This window comes from Kitasatospora sp. NEAU-69 (assembly GCF_057158765.1).
This window is the reverse complement of sequence record NZ_JBWXUE010000008.1, coordinates 48,483-65,575: the sequence shown is the minus strand read 5'-3', so window position 1 is coordinate 65,575 and position 17,093 is coordinate 48,483. Positions and strand designations below refer to the sequence as shown.

General features: G+C 72.2%; 16 protein-coding genes. 4 read left to right on the top strand and 12 right to left on the bottom strand.

Translation table 11 applies throughout. The annotated features are described in order from the left end of the window. Window positions 1–110: 110 nt before the first annotated feature. Window positions 111–545: a winged helix-turn-helix transcriptional regulator gene (locus AC060L_RS11570; protein WP_483798563.1), complete on the bottom strand. Its 435-nt coding sequence runs from the start codon at window positions 543–545 to the stop codon at window positions 111–113. A 142-nt stretch (window positions 546–687) separates the two neighbouring features. Here AC060L_RS11570 and AC060L_RS11565 point away from each other — a divergent pair, with 142 nt between their 5' ends. Next, on the top strand, window positions 688–1,278 hold the full coding sequence (locus AC060L_RS11565; protein ID WP_483798562.1) for a flavodoxin family protein: 591 nt from the start codon (window positions 688–690) through the stop codon (window positions 1,276–1,278). Between the two features lie 74 nt (window positions 1,279–1,352). Here AC060L_RS11565 and AC060L_RS11560 read toward each other — a convergent pair whose 3' ends face one another. The 7 genes from AC060L_RS11560 to AC060L_RS11530 form a co-directional block, all read right to left on the bottom strand. Next, entirely contained in the window at window positions 1,353–2,432 is a 1,080-nt protein-coding gene (locus tag AC060L_RS11560) for a Zn-dependent alcohol dehydrogenase (protein ID WP_483798719.1), read from the bottom strand. 50 nt (window positions 2,433–2,482) lie between these two features. After that, a complete protein-coding gene (locus tag AC060L_RS11555) occupies window positions 2,483–3,901 on the bottom strand; it encodes an aldehyde dehydrogenase family protein (protein WP_483798561.1) in 1,419 nt (472 codons plus the stop codon). 106 nt (window positions 3,902–4,007) lie between these two features. Next, window positions 4,008–4,784 carry a 3-oxoacyl-ACP reductase gene (locus AC060L_RS11550; RefSeq protein WP_483798560.1) on the bottom strand — a complete coding sequence of 259 codons (777 nt, stop codon included), beginning with the start codon at window positions 4,782–4,784 and terminating at the stop codon, window positions 4,008–4,010. Then, window positions 4,781–6,157 carry an aldehyde dehydrogenase family protein gene (locus AC060L_RS11545; protein ID WP_483798559.1) on the bottom strand — a complete coding sequence of 459 codons (1,377 nt, stop codon included), beginning with the start codon at window positions 6,155–6,157 and terminating at the stop codon, window positions 4,781–4,783. Before AC060L_RS11545 ends, AC060L_RS11550 begins: the two co-directional genes overlap by 4 nt. Continuing rightward, window positions 6,154–6,882: a gamma-glutamyl-gamma-aminobutyrate hydrolase family protein gene (locus AC060L_RS11540; protein WP_483798558.1), complete on the bottom strand. Its 729-nt coding sequence runs from the start codon at window positions 6,880–6,882 to the stop codon at window positions 6,154–6,156. Before AC060L_RS11540 ends, AC060L_RS11545 begins: the two co-directional genes overlap by 4 nt. Continuing rightward, window positions 6,879–8,237: a glutamine synthetase family protein gene (locus AC060L_RS11535; RefSeq protein WP_483798557.1), complete on the bottom strand. Its 1,359-nt coding sequence runs from the start codon at window positions 8,235–8,237 to the stop codon at window positions 6,879–6,881. The genes AC060L_RS11540 and AC060L_RS11535 overlap by 4 nt, the downstream gene beginning before the upstream one ends. Further along, complete coding sequence (locus AC060L_RS11530; protein WP_483798556.1) at window positions 8,234–9,820, bottom strand: amino acid permease; 1,587 nt, start codon at window positions 9,818–9,820, stop codon at window positions 8,234–8,236. Before AC060L_RS11530 ends, AC060L_RS11535 begins: the two co-directional genes overlap by 4 nt. 189 nt (window positions 9,821–10,009) lie before the next feature. Between AC060L_RS11530 and AC060L_RS11525 the strand changes: the two genes are divergently transcribed. Continuing rightward, window positions 10,010–10,756: a FadR/GntR family transcriptional regulator gene (locus AC060L_RS11525; protein WP_483798555.1), complete on the top strand. Its 747-nt coding sequence runs from the start codon at window positions 10,010–10,012 to the stop codon at window positions 10,754–10,756. A 30-nt stretch (window positions 10,757–10,786) separates the two neighbouring features. Here AC060L_RS11525 and AC060L_RS11520 read toward each other — a convergent pair whose 3' ends face one another. Further along, window positions 10,787–11,671, bottom strand: coding sequence for a DUF4389 domain-containing protein (locus AC060L_RS11520; RefSeq protein WP_483798554.1), 885 nt, complete (start codon window positions 11,669–11,671; stop codon window positions 10,787–10,789). Between the two features lie 201 nt (window positions 11,672–11,872). On the opposite strand from AC060L_RS11520, the gene AC060L_RS11515 reads away from it, so the two are divergent. Together AC060L_RS11515 and AC060L_RS11510 are read left to right on the top strand one after the other, a co-directional pair. After that, the gene (locus AC060L_RS11515) at window positions 11,873–12,313 is read left to right on the top strand and encodes an RrF2 family transcriptional regulator (RefSeq protein ID WP_483798553.1); all 441 of its coding nucleotides are present in this window, start codon (window positions 11,873–11,875) and stop codon (window positions 12,311–12,313) included. An 86-nt stretch (window positions 12,314–12,399) separates the two neighbouring features. Further along, the gene (locus tag AC060L_RS11510) at window positions 12,400–13,602 is read left to right on the top strand and encodes a globin domain-containing protein (RefSeq protein ID WP_483798552.1); all 1,203 of its coding nucleotides are present in this window, start codon (window positions 12,400–12,402) and stop codon (window positions 13,600–13,602) included. Window positions 13,603–13,652: 50 nt separating this feature from the next. On the opposite strand, the gene AC060L_RS11505 is transcribed toward AC060L_RS11510, so the two are convergent. From AC060L_RS11505 to AC060L_RS11495, 3 genes are all read right to left on the bottom strand, one after another. Then, window positions 13,653–14,411, bottom strand: a complete 759-nt coding sequence (locus AC060L_RS11505) for an AIM24 family protein (RefSeq protein WP_483798551.1) — start codon at window positions 14,409–14,411, stop codon at window positions 13,653–13,655. A 156-nt stretch (window positions 14,412–14,567) separates the two neighbouring features. Then, a complete protein-coding gene (locus tag AC060L_RS11500; protein WP_483798550.1) occupies window positions 14,568–14,978 on the bottom strand; it encodes a (2Fe-2S) ferredoxin domain-containing protein in 411 nt (136 codons plus the stop codon). Then, entirely contained in the window at window positions 14,975–17,059 is a 2,085-nt protein-coding gene (locus AC060L_RS11495; RefSeq protein WP_483798549.1) for a heavy metal translocating P-type ATPase, read from the bottom strand. Before AC060L_RS11495 ends, AC060L_RS11500 begins: the two co-directional genes overlap by 4 nt. Window positions 17,060–17,093: the final 34 nt, after the last annotated feature.

Below are 17,093 nucleotides of genomic sequence, written 5' to 3'. Positions count from 1 at the left end.
TGGTTACCGAACGGTAGGGCACGCCGGATCGCTTATGCAACTAGTTGCATTCCACTCCGGTCACGGAGTGGCGAACAGCTCAGCACTGCGGCCACGGAGTGGCGAACGGCTCAGCCGCCGTGCTCCGCGTCGTAGCGGTGCTGCGCCTCCAGGGCCTGCGGCATCCGGTCCTCGACCAGGTTGACCAGCGCCGACAACTGCTCGGCGACCTCGCGACCGAGCTCGGTGAGCCGGTAGTCGACGCGCGGCGGATTGGTCAGCTGCGCGTCGCGGTGCACCATGCCGTCGCGCTCCAGCGCGCTCAGCGTCTGCGACAGCATCTTCTCGCTCACGCCGTCCACCCGGCGGCGCAGCTCGTTGAAGCGGAAGCTGCCGTCCAGCAGCCCGACCAGCGTGAGGCTGCCCCAGGCGTGCGTGACGTCCTTCAGCACGTGCCGGGACGGGCACGCGCGCGCGAAGACGTCGTAGGGCAGGTCCACCGAGGCTTCGGCCAGGGCACCGGACTCGTGATCGGAGGTGGTCTCCGGGATGCGGTCAGTCGCCATAGCGGCATCATACGCGCGCACTGCTCGAAACCACAGCGCCGACTTTTGGACAGCACTGTGCGATGGGTTGCACTGTCGAAACGAAAGTGCTTTCCTTTTCTCATCGCACCACGCCGCAACCCGCACCACTGAGGAGCCCCCTGTGACCAGCCCCGTCGTCTCCGTCGCGTACCACTCCGGCTACGGCCACACCACCGTCATCGCCGAGGCCGTCCGCACCGGCGCCGCAGAGGCCGGCGCGACCGTCCACCTGATCAAGGTCGACGAGATCACCGACGCCCAGTGGGAGCTGCTGGACACATCGGACGCCATCGTGTTCGGCTCGCCGACCTACATGGGCGGCGCCTCCGGTGCCTTCCACACCTTCGCCGAGGCGAGCGCCAAGCGCTGGTTCGGCCGGGCCTGGCAGGACAAGCTCGCGGCCGGCTTCACCAACTCGGCCTCCAAGAGCGGCGACAAGCTCAGCACGCTGCAGTTCCTCACCATCTTCGCGGCGCAGCACGGCATGAACTGGGTGAGCCTGGGCCTGCTGCCCGGCTGGAACTCCTCCACCGCCTCGGAGTTCGACCTCAACCGGCTCGGCTTCTTCCTCGGCGCCGCCGCTCAGAGCAACAACGACCAGGGCGCGGAGGGCGTGCACAAGTCCGACATCGCGACCGCCGAGCACCTCGGCCGCCGGATCACCGAGCAGGCCAAGGTCCAGCTCGCGGGCAAGGCCGCACTGGCGGGCTGACCGCCTACCGAACCGAAGCGGGCCGCCCCTCTTTCGCCGAGGAGCGGCCCGCTTCGTCGATCAGTACCGTTCTTCTAGAACACCACCAGCGAACGCCCGCCGCGCCCGGCGGCCATCCGCTCGAACGCCTCCGGGATCTGCGCGAGCGTGATCCGGTCGGTGATCAGCGCGTCCAGGTCGAGCCGCCCGGCCCGCACGTGCTCGGCGAGCACCGGGATGTCCCGGGCCGGCTCGCTGTCGCCGTACACGCACGCGCTGAGCGTGCGGGCGAAGTAGAAGACCTCCAGCGCGGAGAACGAGACCAGGTCCTCCTTGCCGCCGATCCCGACCACCGTGGTCCGCCCGCCGCGCCGGGTCGAGGACCAGGCGGCCCGGATCGTGCTGCCCCGGCCGACGCACTCGATCGCGTGGTCGGCGCCGTGGTTCCCGGTCAGCTTCCGCACCGTGCGCGGCGTCTGCTCGTCGGCCAGGACGAAGTCGGTGGCGCCGTGGCGGCGCGCCAGCTCCTCCTTCTCCGGGCTGACGTCCACCGCGATGATCGGCCCGGCCCCGGCGATCCGGGCAGCCTGGAGCACCGCGAGGCCGACCCCGCCGAGGCCGAAGACGACCACCGACTCGCCGGCCCGGACCCGTGCGCTGTGGTGCACCGCGCCGTAGCCGGTCAGCACCGCGCAGCCGAGCAGCGCGGCCGAGGCCAGCGGGATGCCGTCCGGCAGCGGCAGCAGCGCGCGCTCGCTCACCAGCGTCTCCTCGGCGAACGCGGCCACGCCGAGGCCGGGGTAGACGCCGGTGCCGTCGGCGAGCGTGCCGTAGACCTCGGTGGCGGCCGTGCCCGAGTTCTCGCAGAGCCACGGTTCGCCGATCGCGCACAGGTGGCAATGGCCGCAGGCGGGAGCCCAGTTGAGCACCACCTGGTCGCCGGGCCGGACCGTTTCGACTCCCTCGCCGACCGCGAGCACGGTGCCCGCGCCCTCGTGCCCGAGCACCACCGGCAGGTTGGCGCGCAGCACGCCGGTGGCCAGCGACAGGTCGGAGTGGCAGACGCCGGCGGCGGCCAGCTTCACCCGGACCTGGCCGGGCCCGGGGTCGGGCAGCTCGATCTCGGTGAGCTCCAGCGGGGCCCCGGTGGCGGTGAGCAGGGCAGCGCGAACCATCATGAATTCCTAACAGTCAACGGTTGTCGGTCGGCGGGGGTTCAACTGGTCTAGAGCTGGAGGGACTTCGACTGCAGGAACTCCTCCAGCCCGTGCCGGCCGAGTTCGCGTCCGACCCCCGAGGCCTTGAAACCGCCGAACGGCGCGAGCGGGTTGAACCGCCCGCCGTTGATGTGCACCTGGCCGGTGTCCAGCCGGCGGGCGAAGGCGACCGCCGTCTCCTCGTCCGCCGCCCAGACGCCGCCGGCCAGCCCGTACGCGGTGCCGTTCGCGATCTCCAGCGCGTGTTCCTCGTCCCGGTAGGCGAGGATCGAGAGCACCGGGCCGAAGATCTCCTCCTGGGCCACGGTCATCTCCGGCGTGACGTCCGCCAGCACGGTCGGCTGCACGTAGTAGCCGCGGTCGAGTCCGGCCGGCGCGTCGAGGCCACCGGCCACCAGCCGGGCGCCCTGCTCCAGACCGCCGGCGATGTACCCGCGCACCCGCTCGCGCTGCTTGGCGCTGACCACCGGGCCGAGCCGGGTGCCGGGTGCCTGCGGGTCGCCCGGCCGGTACTTCGCGGTGCCCGCGGCGGCCAGTTCGACGGCCTCCTCGTACTGGTCCTCGTGCACCAGCAGCCGGGTCCAGGCCGTGCAGGTCTGGCCGGAGTTCGCGAAGACGTTGGCCAGGTTGACGTTGACCGCGCGGGCCAGGTCGGCGCCGGGCAGCACCACGTTCGCCGACTTGCCGCCGAGCTCCAGCGCGACCCTCTTGATCCCGCGCCCGGCGGCCTCGCCGATCGAGCGGCCGACCGCCGTCGAGCCGGTGAAGGAGACCAGGTCCACCCCGGGGTGCTCGGCCAGCGCGGCGCCGGCCACCGTCCCGATGCCGGTGACCAGGTTGAAGACGCCGGCCGGGAGGCCGGCCTCGTGCACCAGCTCGGCGAAGAGCCGGGCCACCAGTGGGGTGTCCTCGGCGGGCTTGAGCACGACCGTGCAGCCGGCCGCGAGGGCCGGGACGACCTTGGCGACGATCTGGTGCAGCGGGTAGTTCCACGGCGTGATCGCGCCGACCACGCCGGCCGGCTCGGCGAAGACCCGGGAGTTGCCGACCTTCTCCTCGAACGGGTACTCGGCCAGGATCTCCAGGTAGGAGGAGGCGACCGCGAGCGGCAGCCCGGCCTGCACATTGAGCGCGAAGTCGAGCGGGCTGCCCTGCTCGGCGCTGATCGTCTCGGCGATCCGCTGCTGCCCGGCCGCCAGGCCGTCCCGCAGCCGGGTCAGCGCGGCCAGCCGTTCCTCGCGGCTGCTCGCGCCCCAGCCACGCGCGGCCGCGCGGGCGGCGGCCACCGCGGCGGCCACGTCGGCGGCGGTGCCGGCCGGGACGGTCGCGATCGGCTGCTCGGTGGCCGGATTCAGCACCTCCAGCGAGCCGCCGCCCAGGGTGGGCTGCCAGCGACCGCCGATGTACTGGTCCGCATGCTGCTGCACGGGCAGATCCTCTCCTCGCACGACTCACGACCCCGGGGCGTCGACCGGTTCACCATCGGTGTCAGTCAACGCCCCGGGGCGGTTGCCGCGCAAGCATGCCCGGTGGTTACTCGGGCGTGACGTACGCCCCCGAGATGCCGCCGTCCACCAGGAACGTGTTGGCGGTCATGAACGAGGAGTCGTCGCTGGCCAGGAAGGCGACCGCGGCGGCGATCTCGGTCGGCTCGGCGAACCGGCCGAGCGGGATGTGCACCAGGCGGCGGGCGGCCCGCTCCGGGTCCTTCGCGAACAGCTCCTGAAGCAGCGGCGTGTTCACCGGGCCCGGGCAGAGCGCGTTGACCCGGATGCCCTCGCGGGCGAACTGCACGCCGAGCTCGCGCGACATCGCCAGCACTCCGCCCTTGGAGGCGCTGTAGGAGATCTGCGAGGTCGCCGCGCCCATCACCGCCACGAACGAGGCGGTGTTGATGATCGAGCCCTTGCCCTGGCGCTGCATGTGCGGGATCGCGTACTTGCAGCAGAGGTAGACGCTGGTCAGGTTGACGTCCTGGACCCGCTTCCATGCCTCCAGCCCGGTGGTCAGGATCGAGTCGTCCTCGGGCGGCGAGATGCCGGCGTTGTTGAACGTGATGTCCAGGCTGCCGTAGGTGTCCACGGCGGTCTGGTACATCTCGCGCACCGCGTCCTCGTCGGTGACGTCGGCCTTGATGAACAGGCCGCCGACCTCGTCGGCCGCGGCCTTGCCCGAGGCCTCGTCCAGGTCCACGCAGACGACCTTGGCACCCTCGGCGGCGAACCGCCGCGCGGTGGCCAGGCCGATGCCGCTACCCGCACCGGTGATGACGGCCACCCGGCCGTCGAGGCGCTTGGTCATAGTGCTCATTCCTCCGTGGAGATGAAGACGTTCTTGGTTTCGGTGAAGGCGTTGAGGGCGTCCGGGCCGAGCTCACGGCCCAGGCCGGACTGCTTGAACCCGCCGAACGGGGTCGAGTAGCGCACCGAGGAGTGCGAGTTGACCGACAGGTTGCCGGCCTCCACACCGCGCGCCATCCGCAGCCCGCGCCCGAGGTCCCTGGTCCAGATCGAGCCGGACAGGCCGTACTCGCCGGAGTTCGCGATCCGCAGCGCGTCCTGCTCGTCGCGGAACGGGACGACGGCGACGACCGGGCCGAAGATCTCCTCGGTGAAGACCCGGGAGTCCTGGTCCACCGGCGCCAGCACGGTGGGCGGGAACCAGAAGCCCTTGCCCTCGGGGGCGGCGCCCTGCAGGTGGATCGAGACGTCCTCGGTCAGGTAGGACGCGACCCGGGCCCGGTGCGCGGCCGAGATCAGCGGACCCATCTCGGTCTTCTCGTCGCGCGGGTCGCCGACCTTGACGCCCAGCACGGCGGGCTCCAGCAGCGCGAGGAACTCGTCCAGCACGCTCTCCTGGACCAGGATCCGCGAGCGGGCGCAGCAGTCCTGCCCGGCGTTGTCGAAGACGGCGTACGGCGCGGTCGCGGCGGCCTTGGCGAGGTCGGCGTCGGCGAAGACGATGTTCGCGCTCTTGCCGCCGAGCTCCAGCGTCACCGGCTTGACCTGCTCGGCGCAGCCGGCCGCGATCTCCTTGCCGACCCGGGTGGAGCCGGTGAAGACCACCTTGCGCACGTCCGGGTGGGTGACGAAGCGCCGGCCGACCACCGGGCCGTAGCCGGGCAGCACCTGCAGGACGCCCTCCGGCAGCCCCGCCTGCAGGGCCAGTTCGGCGAGCCGCAGCGCGGTCAGCGGGGTCAGCTCGGCCGGCTTGAGCACCACGGTGTTGCCGGCCGCGAGCGCCGGGGCCAGCGCCCAGGCGGCGATCGGCAGCGGGAAGTTCCACGGGACGATCACGCCGACCACGCCCAGCGGCTCCTGGAACGTGACGTCGATGCCGCCGGCCACCGGGATCTGCCGGCCGAACAGCCGCTCGGGCGCGGCGGAGTAGTACTCCAGCACGTCCCGCGCGTTGCCGGCCTCCCAACGGGCGTTGCCGATCGTGTGGCCGGCGTTCGCGACCTCCAGCCAGGCCAGCTCCTCGCGCGCGGCGTCCACGGCGGCGGCGAAGGCCCGCAGCAGCCGGGCCCGGTCGGCCGGGCTGACCCGGCGCCAGCTCTCGAACGCGGCCTTGGCCCGCGCGATCGCGGCGTCGGTCTCGGCCAGGCCGGCCATCGCCACCGTCTCGATGACCTCCTCGGTGGCCGGGTTGACCACCTCGAAGGAGGTCTGATCTTCAGTCACTTCTCTTTCTCCTCAGTCGAGTTGACTGCACTGACGAACGCCTCGAAGAGCCGCGGGTCGGCCGGGTCGGCCTCCGGGTGCCACTGCACGCCGAGTGCGAACCGGGCGCCGTCGACCTCCATGGCCTCCACCGTCCCGTCGGCGCTCCAGGCCACCGGGGTGAGCCCGGCGCCGATCCGGTCCACCGCCTGGTGGTGGTAGCAGAGCACCTCGCTGCGCTCCCCGAGGATCCGGTCGAGCCGGCTGCCCGGCTCGATCCGCACCTCGCGGCGGTGGAAGGTGGCGGGCGCCACCTGATGGGTCTCGTCGCCGGTGCGTTCGGGCAGGTGCTGGACCAGGTCGCCGCCGAGCAGCACGTTGAGCACCTGGAGGCCCCGGCAGACGCCGAGCACCGGCAGGTCCTGCTCCAGCGCCTCGGCCAGCAGCGTGAACTCCCAGGAGTCGCGCAGCTCGTGCGGAGCCCCGGTGCGCGGGTGCGGCAGCGCCGCGTAGCGGCCGGGGGCGACGTCCGGGCCGCCGGCCACCACCAGGCCGTCGAGCCTGGCCAGCAGTGCGCGGGCCACGGTGGAGTCGGCCGGCTGCGGCGGCAGCAGCACCGGCACCGCGCCGGCTGCCGTCACCGCGTCCACGTACAACTGCGAGATCAGTGCGGCCGGTTGCGACCAGACGCCCCAACTCGCCTGCTCCAGATAGCTGGTGATGCCGACCAGCGGTGCGACGGTCACAGCCGCTCGAATCCGCGCCGGCGCTCCCAGTCGGTCACCGCCGCCTCGAAGGCGGAGAGTTCGACCCGGCCGGCGTGCGTGTAGTGGCGCACGACGTCCTTGCCGAAGGCCAGCGCGGCGACCTCGCTGCGCTCGAAGGCGTCCACCGCGTCGCGCAGCGTGGCGGGCACCCGGGGTGCGTCGGAGGCGTACGCGTTGCCGGTGAACTCCGGCTCCAGCTCGAGCTCCTGCTCGATCCCGTGCAGGCCGGCCGCGATCAGCGCGGCGACCGCGAGGTACGGGTTGACGTCACCGCCGGGCACCCGGTTCTCGAACCGCAGCGAGGGGCCGTGGCCGACCACCCGCAGCGCACAGGTCCGGTTGTCGCGACCCCAGGCGATCGCGGTCGGCGCGAAACTGCCCGGCACGTACCGCTTGTAGGAGTTGACGGTCGGCGCCAGCAGCAGCGAGAACTCCGCCAGGCAGGCGAGCTGACCGGCCAGGAAGTGCTCCATCGTCTTCGAGAAGCCGTTCGGCCCCTCCCCCGCCATCACCGGCGCGCCCGCGGCGTCGCGCAGACTCAGGTGGATGTGGCAGGAATTGCCCTCCCGCTCGTTGTACTTCGCCATGAAGGTGAGGCTGACGCCGTCCTGCGCGGCGATCTCCTTCGCGCCGGTCTTGTACACCGAGTGGTCGTCGCAGGTCTGCAGCGCCGTCGAGTACTTGAACGCGATCTCGTGCTGGCCCAGGTTGCACTCGCCCTTGGCCGACTCGACGGTCAGCCCGGCACCGGCCATCTCGTTGCGCAGCCGGCGCAGCAGCGGCTCGACCCGGGAGGTGCCGAGGATCGAGTAGTCCACGTTGTACTGGTTGACCGGGGTCAGCTGCTGGTAGTTCTTGTCCCAGGCCTGCTCATAGCTGTCCTTGAAGACGATGAACTCCAGCTCGGTGCCCACGTAGGCCTGCCAGCCGTAGCCGGCGAGCCGGTCCAGCTGGCGGCGCAGGATCTGCCGCGGCGAGGCGGCGACCGGCGTGCCGTCGTGCTGCGCCACGTCGCACTGCACCATCACGGTGGCCGGGTGCCAGGGGATCATCCGCAGCGTGCTCAGGTCGGGGATGAACACGAAGTCGCCGTAGCCGGTCTCCCAGGAGGAGTTCTCGTAGCCGTCCACGGTGTTCATGTCGATGTCCACGGCGAGCAGGTAGCCGCAGCCCTCGGCGGCGTGCGGAACCACGTCGCTGAGGAAGTAGTCGGCGGCCAGCCGCTTGCCCTGCAAGCGGCCCTGCATGTCGGTCATGGCGAGCACGACGGTGTCGATGCTGCCGTCGGCGACGCTTGCGCGGAGCTGATCCAGCGTCAGCCGGGCGCCACTCATCGAATCTCCTCCATGGTGGTAGCGGGGGCGGTGTCCTGGATGCGCGGACCGGTGAACCAGCGCCGCGCGGAGAGCAGCCACCAGAGGCCGGCGAAGCCGAGCACCACCAGGACCGCCACCGAGGTGTAGTTGAAGTTCTTCGCGGTGATCGGGCTGACCGTCGGCAGCATGAAGAGCACGGTGATCAGTGCCGTCCAGGCCACCGCCACGATGCCGATCGGCCGGCTCCAGCGGCCCAGGTGCCAGGGGCCGCGCTGGAATCCGTCACCCTGGCGCAGCCTGAGGTAGACCGGGATCACGTAAGCGAGGTAGAGGCCGATCACCGAGACCGAGGTGACGGCGGCGAACGCGGTGGAGTTCCACAGCGCCGGCAGGCCGAGCAGGAACGCCCCGCCGGTGGCCAGCCAGATCGCGTTGTTCGGGGTCTGGGTGCGCGGTGCGATCCGGTGCCAGAGCTTGCTGCCGGGCAGCGCGCCGTCCCGCGAGAAGGCGTAGATCATCCGGGAGTTGGCGGTGACCGAGGCCATCCCGCAGAAGAACTGCGCGCCGATCACGATGAGCAGCAGCAGCTTGGCGCCGGTCGCGCCGATCGCGTCGAGGAAGATCTGCGCCGGCGGCACGCCGGTCGCGGTGTTCAGCTCCCCGTCGTAGTTCTGGATCGCGAAGGTCATGCCGAGCAGCAGGATCCAGCCGGCCACCAGCGAGACCAGGATCGAGTTGACGATGCCGCGCGGGCCCGAGCGGGCCGCGTCCTGGGTCTCCTCGGTCATGTGCGCCGAGGCGTCGTAGCCGGTGAGCGTGTACTGCGCGAGCAGCAGGCCGAGCAGCGCGACGTAGAAGGAACTGTGGAAGCCGGTCTCGTTGACGAACTTGCCGAAGACGACCGAGGCCGAGGTGTGGTGGGCGGGCACCAGCACCAGCGCGCCGACGATGACCAGCACGCCGACCAGGTGCCACCAGACGCTGACCGTGTTGAAGATCGCGACCAGTCGCACGCCCAGCGCGTTCAGCAGGCCGTGCAGCAGCAGGATCACCGCGAAGATCTCGACCGTGTGCGCCGGGGTGGCGGCGAAGCCCCACTGGAGGTCCAGCAGTGCGTTGGTGAAGCTCGCGGCGCCGTAGTCGACGCTCGCGGTGACGGCCACCTGGCCGAGGAAGTTGAACCAGCCGGTGAACCAGCTCGCGGCCGGGGCATGGACGCGTGCCAGCTTGGCGGACCAGTAGTACAGGCCGCCCGCGGTCGGGTAGGCGGAGCAGATCTCGGCCATGGCGAGGCCGACGAAGAGCGTCATCACGCCGACCACCGGCCAGCCCCAGGTGATCAGCGCCGGACCGCCGGTCGCCATGCCGAAGCCGTAGAGGGTGAGACAGCCGGAGAGGATGGAGACGATCGAGAAGGAGACGGCGAAGTTGGAGAAGCCGGAGAGCGAACGGGCCAGTTCCTGGGTGTAGCCGAGTTCGCGCAGCCGCTGCTCGTCGGCGGAGACGGCGCCGGCGGTGGTGTCGGCGATCGCAACATCGGCGGTCGCCGTCGGCAACAGTGGTCTGTCAGGCTGGTCGACGGGTGAGGTTTCAGGAGACATGCGCACCCCTTGGGGGTTCGGTGGGGGAGTCCGAAATGTGCGCCCACAGCGTTGTGGCGGCCAATGGACCGGAACCAGACCTTTGGCGTAGTGCGCATGGTTCACCCTCCGCCAGCACCGCGTCAAGAGGTCAGCCCCGGACGGAAGCTCACAGGTCACCGGGGCTCGCACCTGGGTACGATTCGCCTCGTGGACCTCATTGGCGACCGCGACCCGCGGATGGACTGGCAGGGCGGTGCGATCTTCCGCCCCGTCCGGACCGGCAACGCCTTCGAGGAGACGGTCGAGCGGATCCTCGAGGCGGTCAAGCTCGGCGTCTTCGGCTACGGCGACCGGCTGCCGGCCGAGCGCGAGCTGGCCACCCGGCTCGGCATCAGCCGCGAGACGCTGCGCGAGGCGATCCGCTCGCTCCAGGAGGCCGGCTGCGTGGAGTCGCGCCGCGGCCGCTACGGCGGCACCTTCGTCACCTACCGGCTGCCGCCGCCGTCACTCGGCGAACTGCGCCGCGCCGTCCAGGACATGGGCGCGGAGCTGGAGGACGCGCTGACCTACCGGATGGTGCTGGAGACCGGCGCCTCCGAACAGGCCGCCCGGCGGGAGCTGACCGAGGATCAGTGTGACTACCTGGCACGGCGGTTGGCCGATCTGGAGGGCGCCGACGCGGACGCCTACCGCCGGCTCGACTCGCGCTTCCACCTGGCGATCGCCGAGTTGACCGGCTCGCACTCGCTGGCGGCCGGCGTCGCCGAGAGCCGGATGCGGCTGAACGACCTGCTGAACGCGATACCCATGCTGGAACGCAACATCGAGCACGCCTCCCAGCAGCACCGGGCGATGGTCGAGGCGATCCTCACCGGGGACGTCGAATCGGCCCGCCGCTTCACCGAGGAGCACCTGGAAGCGACCGCCGCGCTGCTGCGCGGGTTCCTCGGCTGAGGCCGCCCCGCAGCCCCACACGGGCGGGTGTCACCCCAGCTGGCTGTTGCCCCAGCGCAGCGACGGATGCATCGGCCGGTTCGGCGCCGTGCTGACGGTCGGGTTGTCCGACTTCGAGTCCGAGGAGTTGTTCCAGAACGAGTTCCCCACGTCACTGCCCAGGCCCAGCACCAGGAAGAGCACCACCAGGCCCTTGCCCCACCCGCTGAGCACCAGCGGCCGGGTCGCCGAGTACCGCTCGCCGGCGGCCACCGCCTCGCCGTCGCCGAACAGCCGCTTGGGGTACGCCGAGGTCAGCAGCAGCCCGTACGCCGTGAGCCGCATCCGGAACCGGACCGCGGCCGCCGTCGCCTCGAAGACCGGCCGCGGCATCCGCCCGGCGATCAGCACGATCAGCCAGAGCACGAAGGCGGCGACGAGCCAGCCCGTGTAGAGCAGGCCGCTGATGATCCCGGCCGGGATCATCAGGATCAGCCGGAAGAAGACCGCCAGCCGGTTCAGCCGGTCGGGCCGCACCTCGATCCGCACCGGGTACTGCACCGGGTACTGCGCCCCGCCGTGGCCCTGCCCCGGCTCCTGGGCCGCCGGCCAGAGCGCGAACGGCGGATAGTCCTCGACGAGCAGCGTCGCGTACGCCGTCACCCGGCTCTCGTAGCCCACGTACGCGGTCAGGAAGCGCGCGATCGACTCGGGCAGCCTCGCCGTGAAGAGCGCGGCGAACCAGCCGACGATCACCACGAAGAACGCCGCGATCGAGAGCACCCAGAGCACGATGGCCTGCGGGATCACCAGCAGCCACCGCAGCAGCACGGTCCACCGCCGCTGGCTCGCCGGCTCCATGACGTCCAGCACCGGCAGGAACTCCGGCGGCCCGGCCGCCACCGGCATCGCCCAACCGCCCTGCACCTGCGCCATCGTGCGCTCCTCTGCCCTCGGCCCTTTGACCTCGGCCCTCGGCCCTCGGCCCGAACCCGGTCGGTCGCTGCCTGTCACGTTGGCAGCCCTGCACCGATCGGGCATCCGCACGCGTCCGGACGTGTCACCGGAGCAGCGCAGTGAAACCGGGCATCCGATGTAATTGGACTCTGAGATGCCAATCTGACTAGAGTCGTCAACGTGCGACTGACCAAGGGAACGGACATCGCCCTGCGGATCGCCATGCGACTGGCGGTCCTGGAGGGCCAGAACCCGACCACCCGCGAGGTGGCCGCGGCCGTGGACGTGCCGTACACCCACGCCGCGAAGGTGGTGAGCCGGCTCCAGCACCTGGGGGTGGTGGAGGCCCGGCGCGGCAACGGTGGCGGACTGGTGCTCACCCAGGCCGGACGGACCGGCTCGCTCGGCGGGCTGGTCCGGGAGCTGGAGGGAGTCGGCGACCCCGTCGGCTGCGAGGACGACCCGCCGTGTCCACTGCGGGCCGCCTGCCGGCTGCGCGGGGCACTGCGAGGCGCCCAGGAGGCGTTCTACGCCTCGCTCGACCCGCTCTCGATCCAGGACCTGGTGGCCCCGCCCACCGGCCCGATCCTGCTCGCACTGAGTCCGCGCCCGGCGGACTGAATCCGCGATCCTGCGCCCGCACCCTCACGCGGGCGCATTCGCACCCTTTCAAATGCGAAGATCATCTACCAGTTTGGAGTTGCCCGATGCTGTCCGAGAAGGCGCTGGAGACCGTCCGCACGACCCTTCCCGTGGTCGGCGGCGCGATCGGGGAGATCTCCCCGCTCTTCTACCGCAAGCTCTTCGCCGCCCACCCCGAGCTGCTGCGCGACCTCTTCAACCGGGGCAACCAGGCGAACGGCAGCCAGCAGCAGGCCCTGGCCGGCTCGATCGCCGCGTTCGCCACCCTGCTGGTCGAGCGCCCGGACGTCCGCCCCGACGCGATGCTGGCCCGGATCGCGCACAAGCACGTCTCGCTCGGCATCCGGCCCGAGCAGTACCACGTCGTCCAGGAGCACCTGTTCGCCGCGATCGTCGAGGTGCTCGGCGAGGCGGTGACCCCCGAGGTCGCCGCCGCCTGGGACGAGGTCTTCTGGCTGATGGCCAACGCGCTGATCGCCATCGAGGCCGACCTCTACGGGCAGGGCGACAACCCGGACGGTCAGGTCTGGCGCGACTACCGGGTGACCGGTCGGGTGACGGAGGCCGAGGACGTCGTCTCCTTCCTGGTCGCCCCCGCGGACGGCGCGCCGCTGCCCGCCCGGCGCCCCGGCCAGTACGTCTCGGTCCAGGTCGAACTGCCGGACGGCGCACGGCAGATACGGCAGTACAGCCTCTCCGGCGAGAGCGACGGCGAGCTGCGGTTCACCGTCAAGCGGGTCGCCGGCACCCCGCTCGGCGAGGTCTCCAACCACCTGCACGAGCACGCCGGGGTGGGCACCCCGCTGTGGATCAGCGCCCCGGCCGGCGACGTGCACCTCGACGAGAGCACCGACTCCCCCGTGCTGCTGGTCTCGGCCGGCATCGGCTGCACCCCGATGATCGGCATGCTCTGGCAGCTCGCCGAGACCGGTGCCACCCGCCGGGTGGTCTCGGTGCACGCCGACCGTAGCCCCGCCGCGCACGCGTTCCGCGCCGAACTCGACCAGCTCACCCGGAAGTTGCCCTCGGCCACCGCGCACGTCTGGTACGAGCGGCCGGAGGCCGGCTGGCCCGCCGAGCGCACCGGCCGGCTCGACCTCGCCGCCCTCGCCGGCTCCGGGGAGCTACCGGCCGACGCCACCGCCTACCTCTGCGGCCCGCTCCCGTTCCTGCGCGCCGCCCGCAGCCAGCTGCTCGCCGCCGGGCTGCCCGCGTCCGCGATCCACTACGAGGTCTTCGGGCCGGACCTCTGGCTCGGCCAGGACTGACCCCACACGGCGCGGAGCCGACTGCTCGCCGACTGCTCGTCAGCTGCTCGTCAGCTGCGCAGGATGCCGCCGACGATCGAGCCGAGGCCGACACCCTCGGCGCCGGCCGTCGCGGCATCCCGGGCCAGGTACGGCTCGAGCGCGTGCGCCAGGTTGGGCAGCGGCATGCTCTGCAGCCAGATCTCGCCGGGCCCGGTCAGCGCGACCAGGTGGTAGCCGTCGCCACCGAAGATCTTGTTCGCGATGCCGGGCACGGTGGTGATGGAGAACCGCACCTGCTCCTCGAACATCCCGACGTGGCCGGGGTGGACGAGCATGGTCTGACCGGGCGCCAGGCTGTACCGGGTGAGCTCGCCGGAGAGCTCGACCCAGGCCCGGCCCTGGCCCTCCAGCCGCTGCAGCACGAAGCCGTCGCCGCCCCACAGGCCACCGCGGAACGACTGCTGGAGCGCGACGGTCGGCGCGACGCCGGGCGTGCCGCAGACCCAGCCGTGCCGGTGTACGAGCATGCTGCGGCCGGGCGCGATGTCCACCGGCACGATGTGTCCGGGCACCTTCGCGGCGAAGGCCACCAGGCCGGCGCCGCCGTGCGCCTGGTACTGGGTCAGGAAGATCCCGCCGCCGCCGACCGCCCGCTTGAGCGTGCCGAGCAGCCCGCCGCCCCGCTGGCCGCCGGCGTTCGTGGTCTGGGACATCTGCACGTTCGCGGACATCCACGACAGCTCACCGTGCGCGGAGACCACGCTCTCGCCCGCACCCAGCTGGATCTCCAGCACCGGCAGCGTGCTGCCCTTGATATCGGCCTGCATGTCGGCACTCCCCCCGGCCGGGCCCAGCCGGCCGCCTCGCTCGCGGCATCTCCGCTGACCGTCATTGTGCCCGCGATCGGCGCTGTTCAGAACTCCGTCCGTGTCACGGAAACGCTCCTGCTCTGTCACAACGCCGCCCGGCCTCGCAGCGGATCGTCAGCCCTCGACCGCCTCGCGGACCCGGCGGGACGGCGCGAAGGCGTAGAGGTCCAGCACGCCCGGCGGGTCGGCCAGGCCCGGGCCGCCCGCGGCGACCCACTCGGTGATGTCCCGCGAGGCCTCCGGGTCGTTCACCTGACCCAGCCAGACCGGGCGGCCGCCGGCCCGGCGACCCTCCGCCGAGGGCTGTATGACGATCACATTCGCGCGCTCGCAGGCGTCGAGGCACCCGACCGGGCGCACCTCGGCCACCCCGGCGAGTGCCTGCCGCAGGCCCGTGAACTGCGCCGCGTGGTCGAGCCCCGGCACCTTCGGCGTACCGCAGCAGCAGCCCCGGCAGACCGTCACCGTGCAGCGCGGCACCCCCTCGCCCGCCGCCCCGCCCTTGCGCCCGCCTCGCCGGCTCATCGCTCCCCTTCCCTCGTCCTTGTCACCTGCACCGCCGCATGGACCGCCGCACCACCGGCACGCTGCCAGGCGGCCTCGCGCAGCAGCCGCAGACCGTTCAGTCCGACGATCACCGTCGATCCCTCGTGCCCCAGCACTCCCAGCGGCAGCGGCAGGTGCCCGGCGAGATCCCAGACCACCAGGCCGGTGACGAAGAACGCCGCGATCACCAGATTCTGCACCACCAGCGCCCGGGCCCGCCTGGACAGGGCCAGCACCCGGGGCACGGTGGCCAGCTCGTCGCGCACGATCACCGCGTCCGCCGTCTCCAGTGCCAGGTCCGACCCGGCCCGGCCCATCGCGATCCCGATGTGTGCGGCGGCCAGCGCCGGCGCGTCGTTGACACCGTCACCAATCACCAGCACCCGGCGCCCGGCCTGCTCGCACTCGCGCACGGCGGCCACCTTGTCGGCGGGGAGCAGCCCGGCCCGGACGTCGGTGATGCCGACTTCCGCCGCGATCCGAACAGCGGCGGACGGGTTGTCACCGGTCAGCAGGATCGGCACCGCGCCGGTGAGGGCGCCGAGCGCGGCCACCGTGCCGACCGCGTCCGGCCGCAGGCGGTCGGCGATGCCGAGCACCCCGACCGGGACGCCGTCGCGGACCACCAGCACCGCCGTCAGCCCGTCGCGCTCCAGCTCCGCCACGGCGCGATCGGCGGCAGCGGCCGTCACGGCATCCGCACCGATCGCCGCACCGGCCCGGTGGCCGGCCGGAAGGCGCTGCGGCGCGCCCACCTCCACCCACTGCCCCGCGACCAGCGCGCCGACCCCGACCCCGGGCGTGGCCGCGAACTCCTCGGCCGCCCCGAGCGGCAGGCCGCGGGAGCGGGCGGCGCCGACCACCGCGCGGCCCAGCGGGTGCTCGCTCGGGTGCTCGGCGGCGGCTGCCAGGGCCAGCAGCCCGTCCTCGTCCAGGCCCGAGCCGGCCAGCGGCCGGATGCCGGTGACCTGCGGCACGCCCTCGGTCAGCGTGCCGGTCTTGTCCAGCGCGACCGCGTCCACCTGCCCGATCCGCTCCATCACGACGGCGGACTTGACCAGCACGCCGTGCCGCCCCGCGTTCGCGATCGCGCTGAGCAGCGGCGGCATGGTCGCCAGCACGACGGCGCACGGCGAAGCCACGATCATGAACGTCATCGCGCGCAGCAGCGATCCGCTCACACCGGCGCCGAAGGCGAGCGGCACGGCGAAGACGGCGAGCGTCGCGGCGACCATGCCGAGCGAGTAGCGCTGCTCGATCTTCTCGATGAAGAGCTGGGTGGGCGCCTTGGTCTCGGACGCCTCCTCGACCAGCTGCACGATCCGGGCGATCACCGAGTCGGCGGCGTCCCGCTCGACGGTCACCCGCAGCGCGCCCGTCCCGTTCAGCGTGCCGGCGAAGACCTCGTCCCCCGGCCCCTTGGCGACCGGCAGCGGCTCGCCGGTGATCGTCGCCTGGTCCACGTCGCTCACGCCGGCCAGGACTCGTCCGTCCGCACCGATCCGCTCGCCGGGCCGGATCAGGATCGTGTCGCCGACCGCCAGCTCGGCCGTCGCGACCGTCTCCTCACCGCCGTCGGCGGTGGCGGTGGCGGTGGCGGCGCTCAGGCGGGTGGCAGTGGCGGGCGCCAGGTCGAGCAGCCCGCGCACCGAGTCGGCGGTCCGCGCGGTGGCCACCGCCTCCAGCGCACCGGAGGTGGCGAAGATGACGATCAGCAGCCCACCGTCCATCACCTGACCGATCCCGGCGGCGCCGAGCGCGGCCACGATCATCAGCAGGTCGACGTCCAGCGTCTTCTCGCGCAGCGCCTGAAGGCCCGCCCAGCCCGGCTCCCAGCCGCCGGCCGCGTAGGCGAGCGCGTAGAGCGGGCCCCAGGCCCAGGCGGTACCGCCGGTCAGCTGGAGGGCGAGTGCGATCAGGAAGAACGCGGTCGCGGCCGCGGCCCAGCGGACCTCGGGCAGCGCGAACGCCCGGGTCCGCCGCCGAGGTGCGGCGAGAGCGGCGGTGGCGGCCGCGCCAGTGGCGTCGGCTGCCGGGCGCGTGGTGAGCAGGGAGGTCATGAGACCTCACCTTACAGGAATACATGAACAGCTC

Coding starts and splice junctions, on each gene's coding strand:
- AC060L_RS11550 (WP_483798560.1), bottom strand. CDS start 4,784: ATGAGCACTATGACCAAGCGCCTCGACGGCCGGGTGGCCGTCATCACC.
- AC060L_RS11495 (WP_483798549.1), bottom strand. CDS start 17,059: ATGACCTCCCTGCTCACCACGCGCCCGGCAGCCGACGCCACTGGCGCG.
- AC060L_RS11510 (WP_483798552.1), top strand. CDS start 12,400: ATGCTGTCCGAGAAGGCGCTGGAGACCGTCCGCACGACCCTTCCCGTG.
- AC060L_RS11560 (WP_483798719.1), bottom strand. CDS start 2,432: ATGGTTCGCGCTGCCCTGCTCACCGCCACCGGGGCCCCGCTGGAGCTC.
- AC060L_RS11535 (WP_483798557.1), bottom strand. CDS start 8,237: ATGAGTGGCGCCCGGCTGACGCTGGATCAGCTCCGCGCAAGCGTCGCC.
- AC060L_RS11570 (WP_483798563.1), bottom strand. CDS start 545: ATGGCGACTGACCGCATCCCGGAGACCACCTCCGATCACGAGTCCGGT.
- AC060L_RS11530 (WP_483798556.1), bottom strand. CDS start 9,820: ATGTCTCCTGAAACCTCACCCGTCGACCAGCCTGACAGACCACTGTTG.
- AC060L_RS11505 (WP_483798551.1), bottom strand. CDS start 14,411: ATGCAGGCCGATATCAAGGGCAGCACGCTGCCGGTGCTGGAGATCCAG.
- AC060L_RS11500 (WP_483798550.1), bottom strand. CDS start 14,978: ATGAGCCGGCGAGGCGGGCGCAAGGGCGGGGCGGCGGGCGAGGGGGTG.
- AC060L_RS11520 (WP_483798554.1), bottom strand. CDS start 11,671: ATGGCGCAGGTGCAGGGCGGTTGGGCGATGCCGGTGGCGGCCGGGCCG.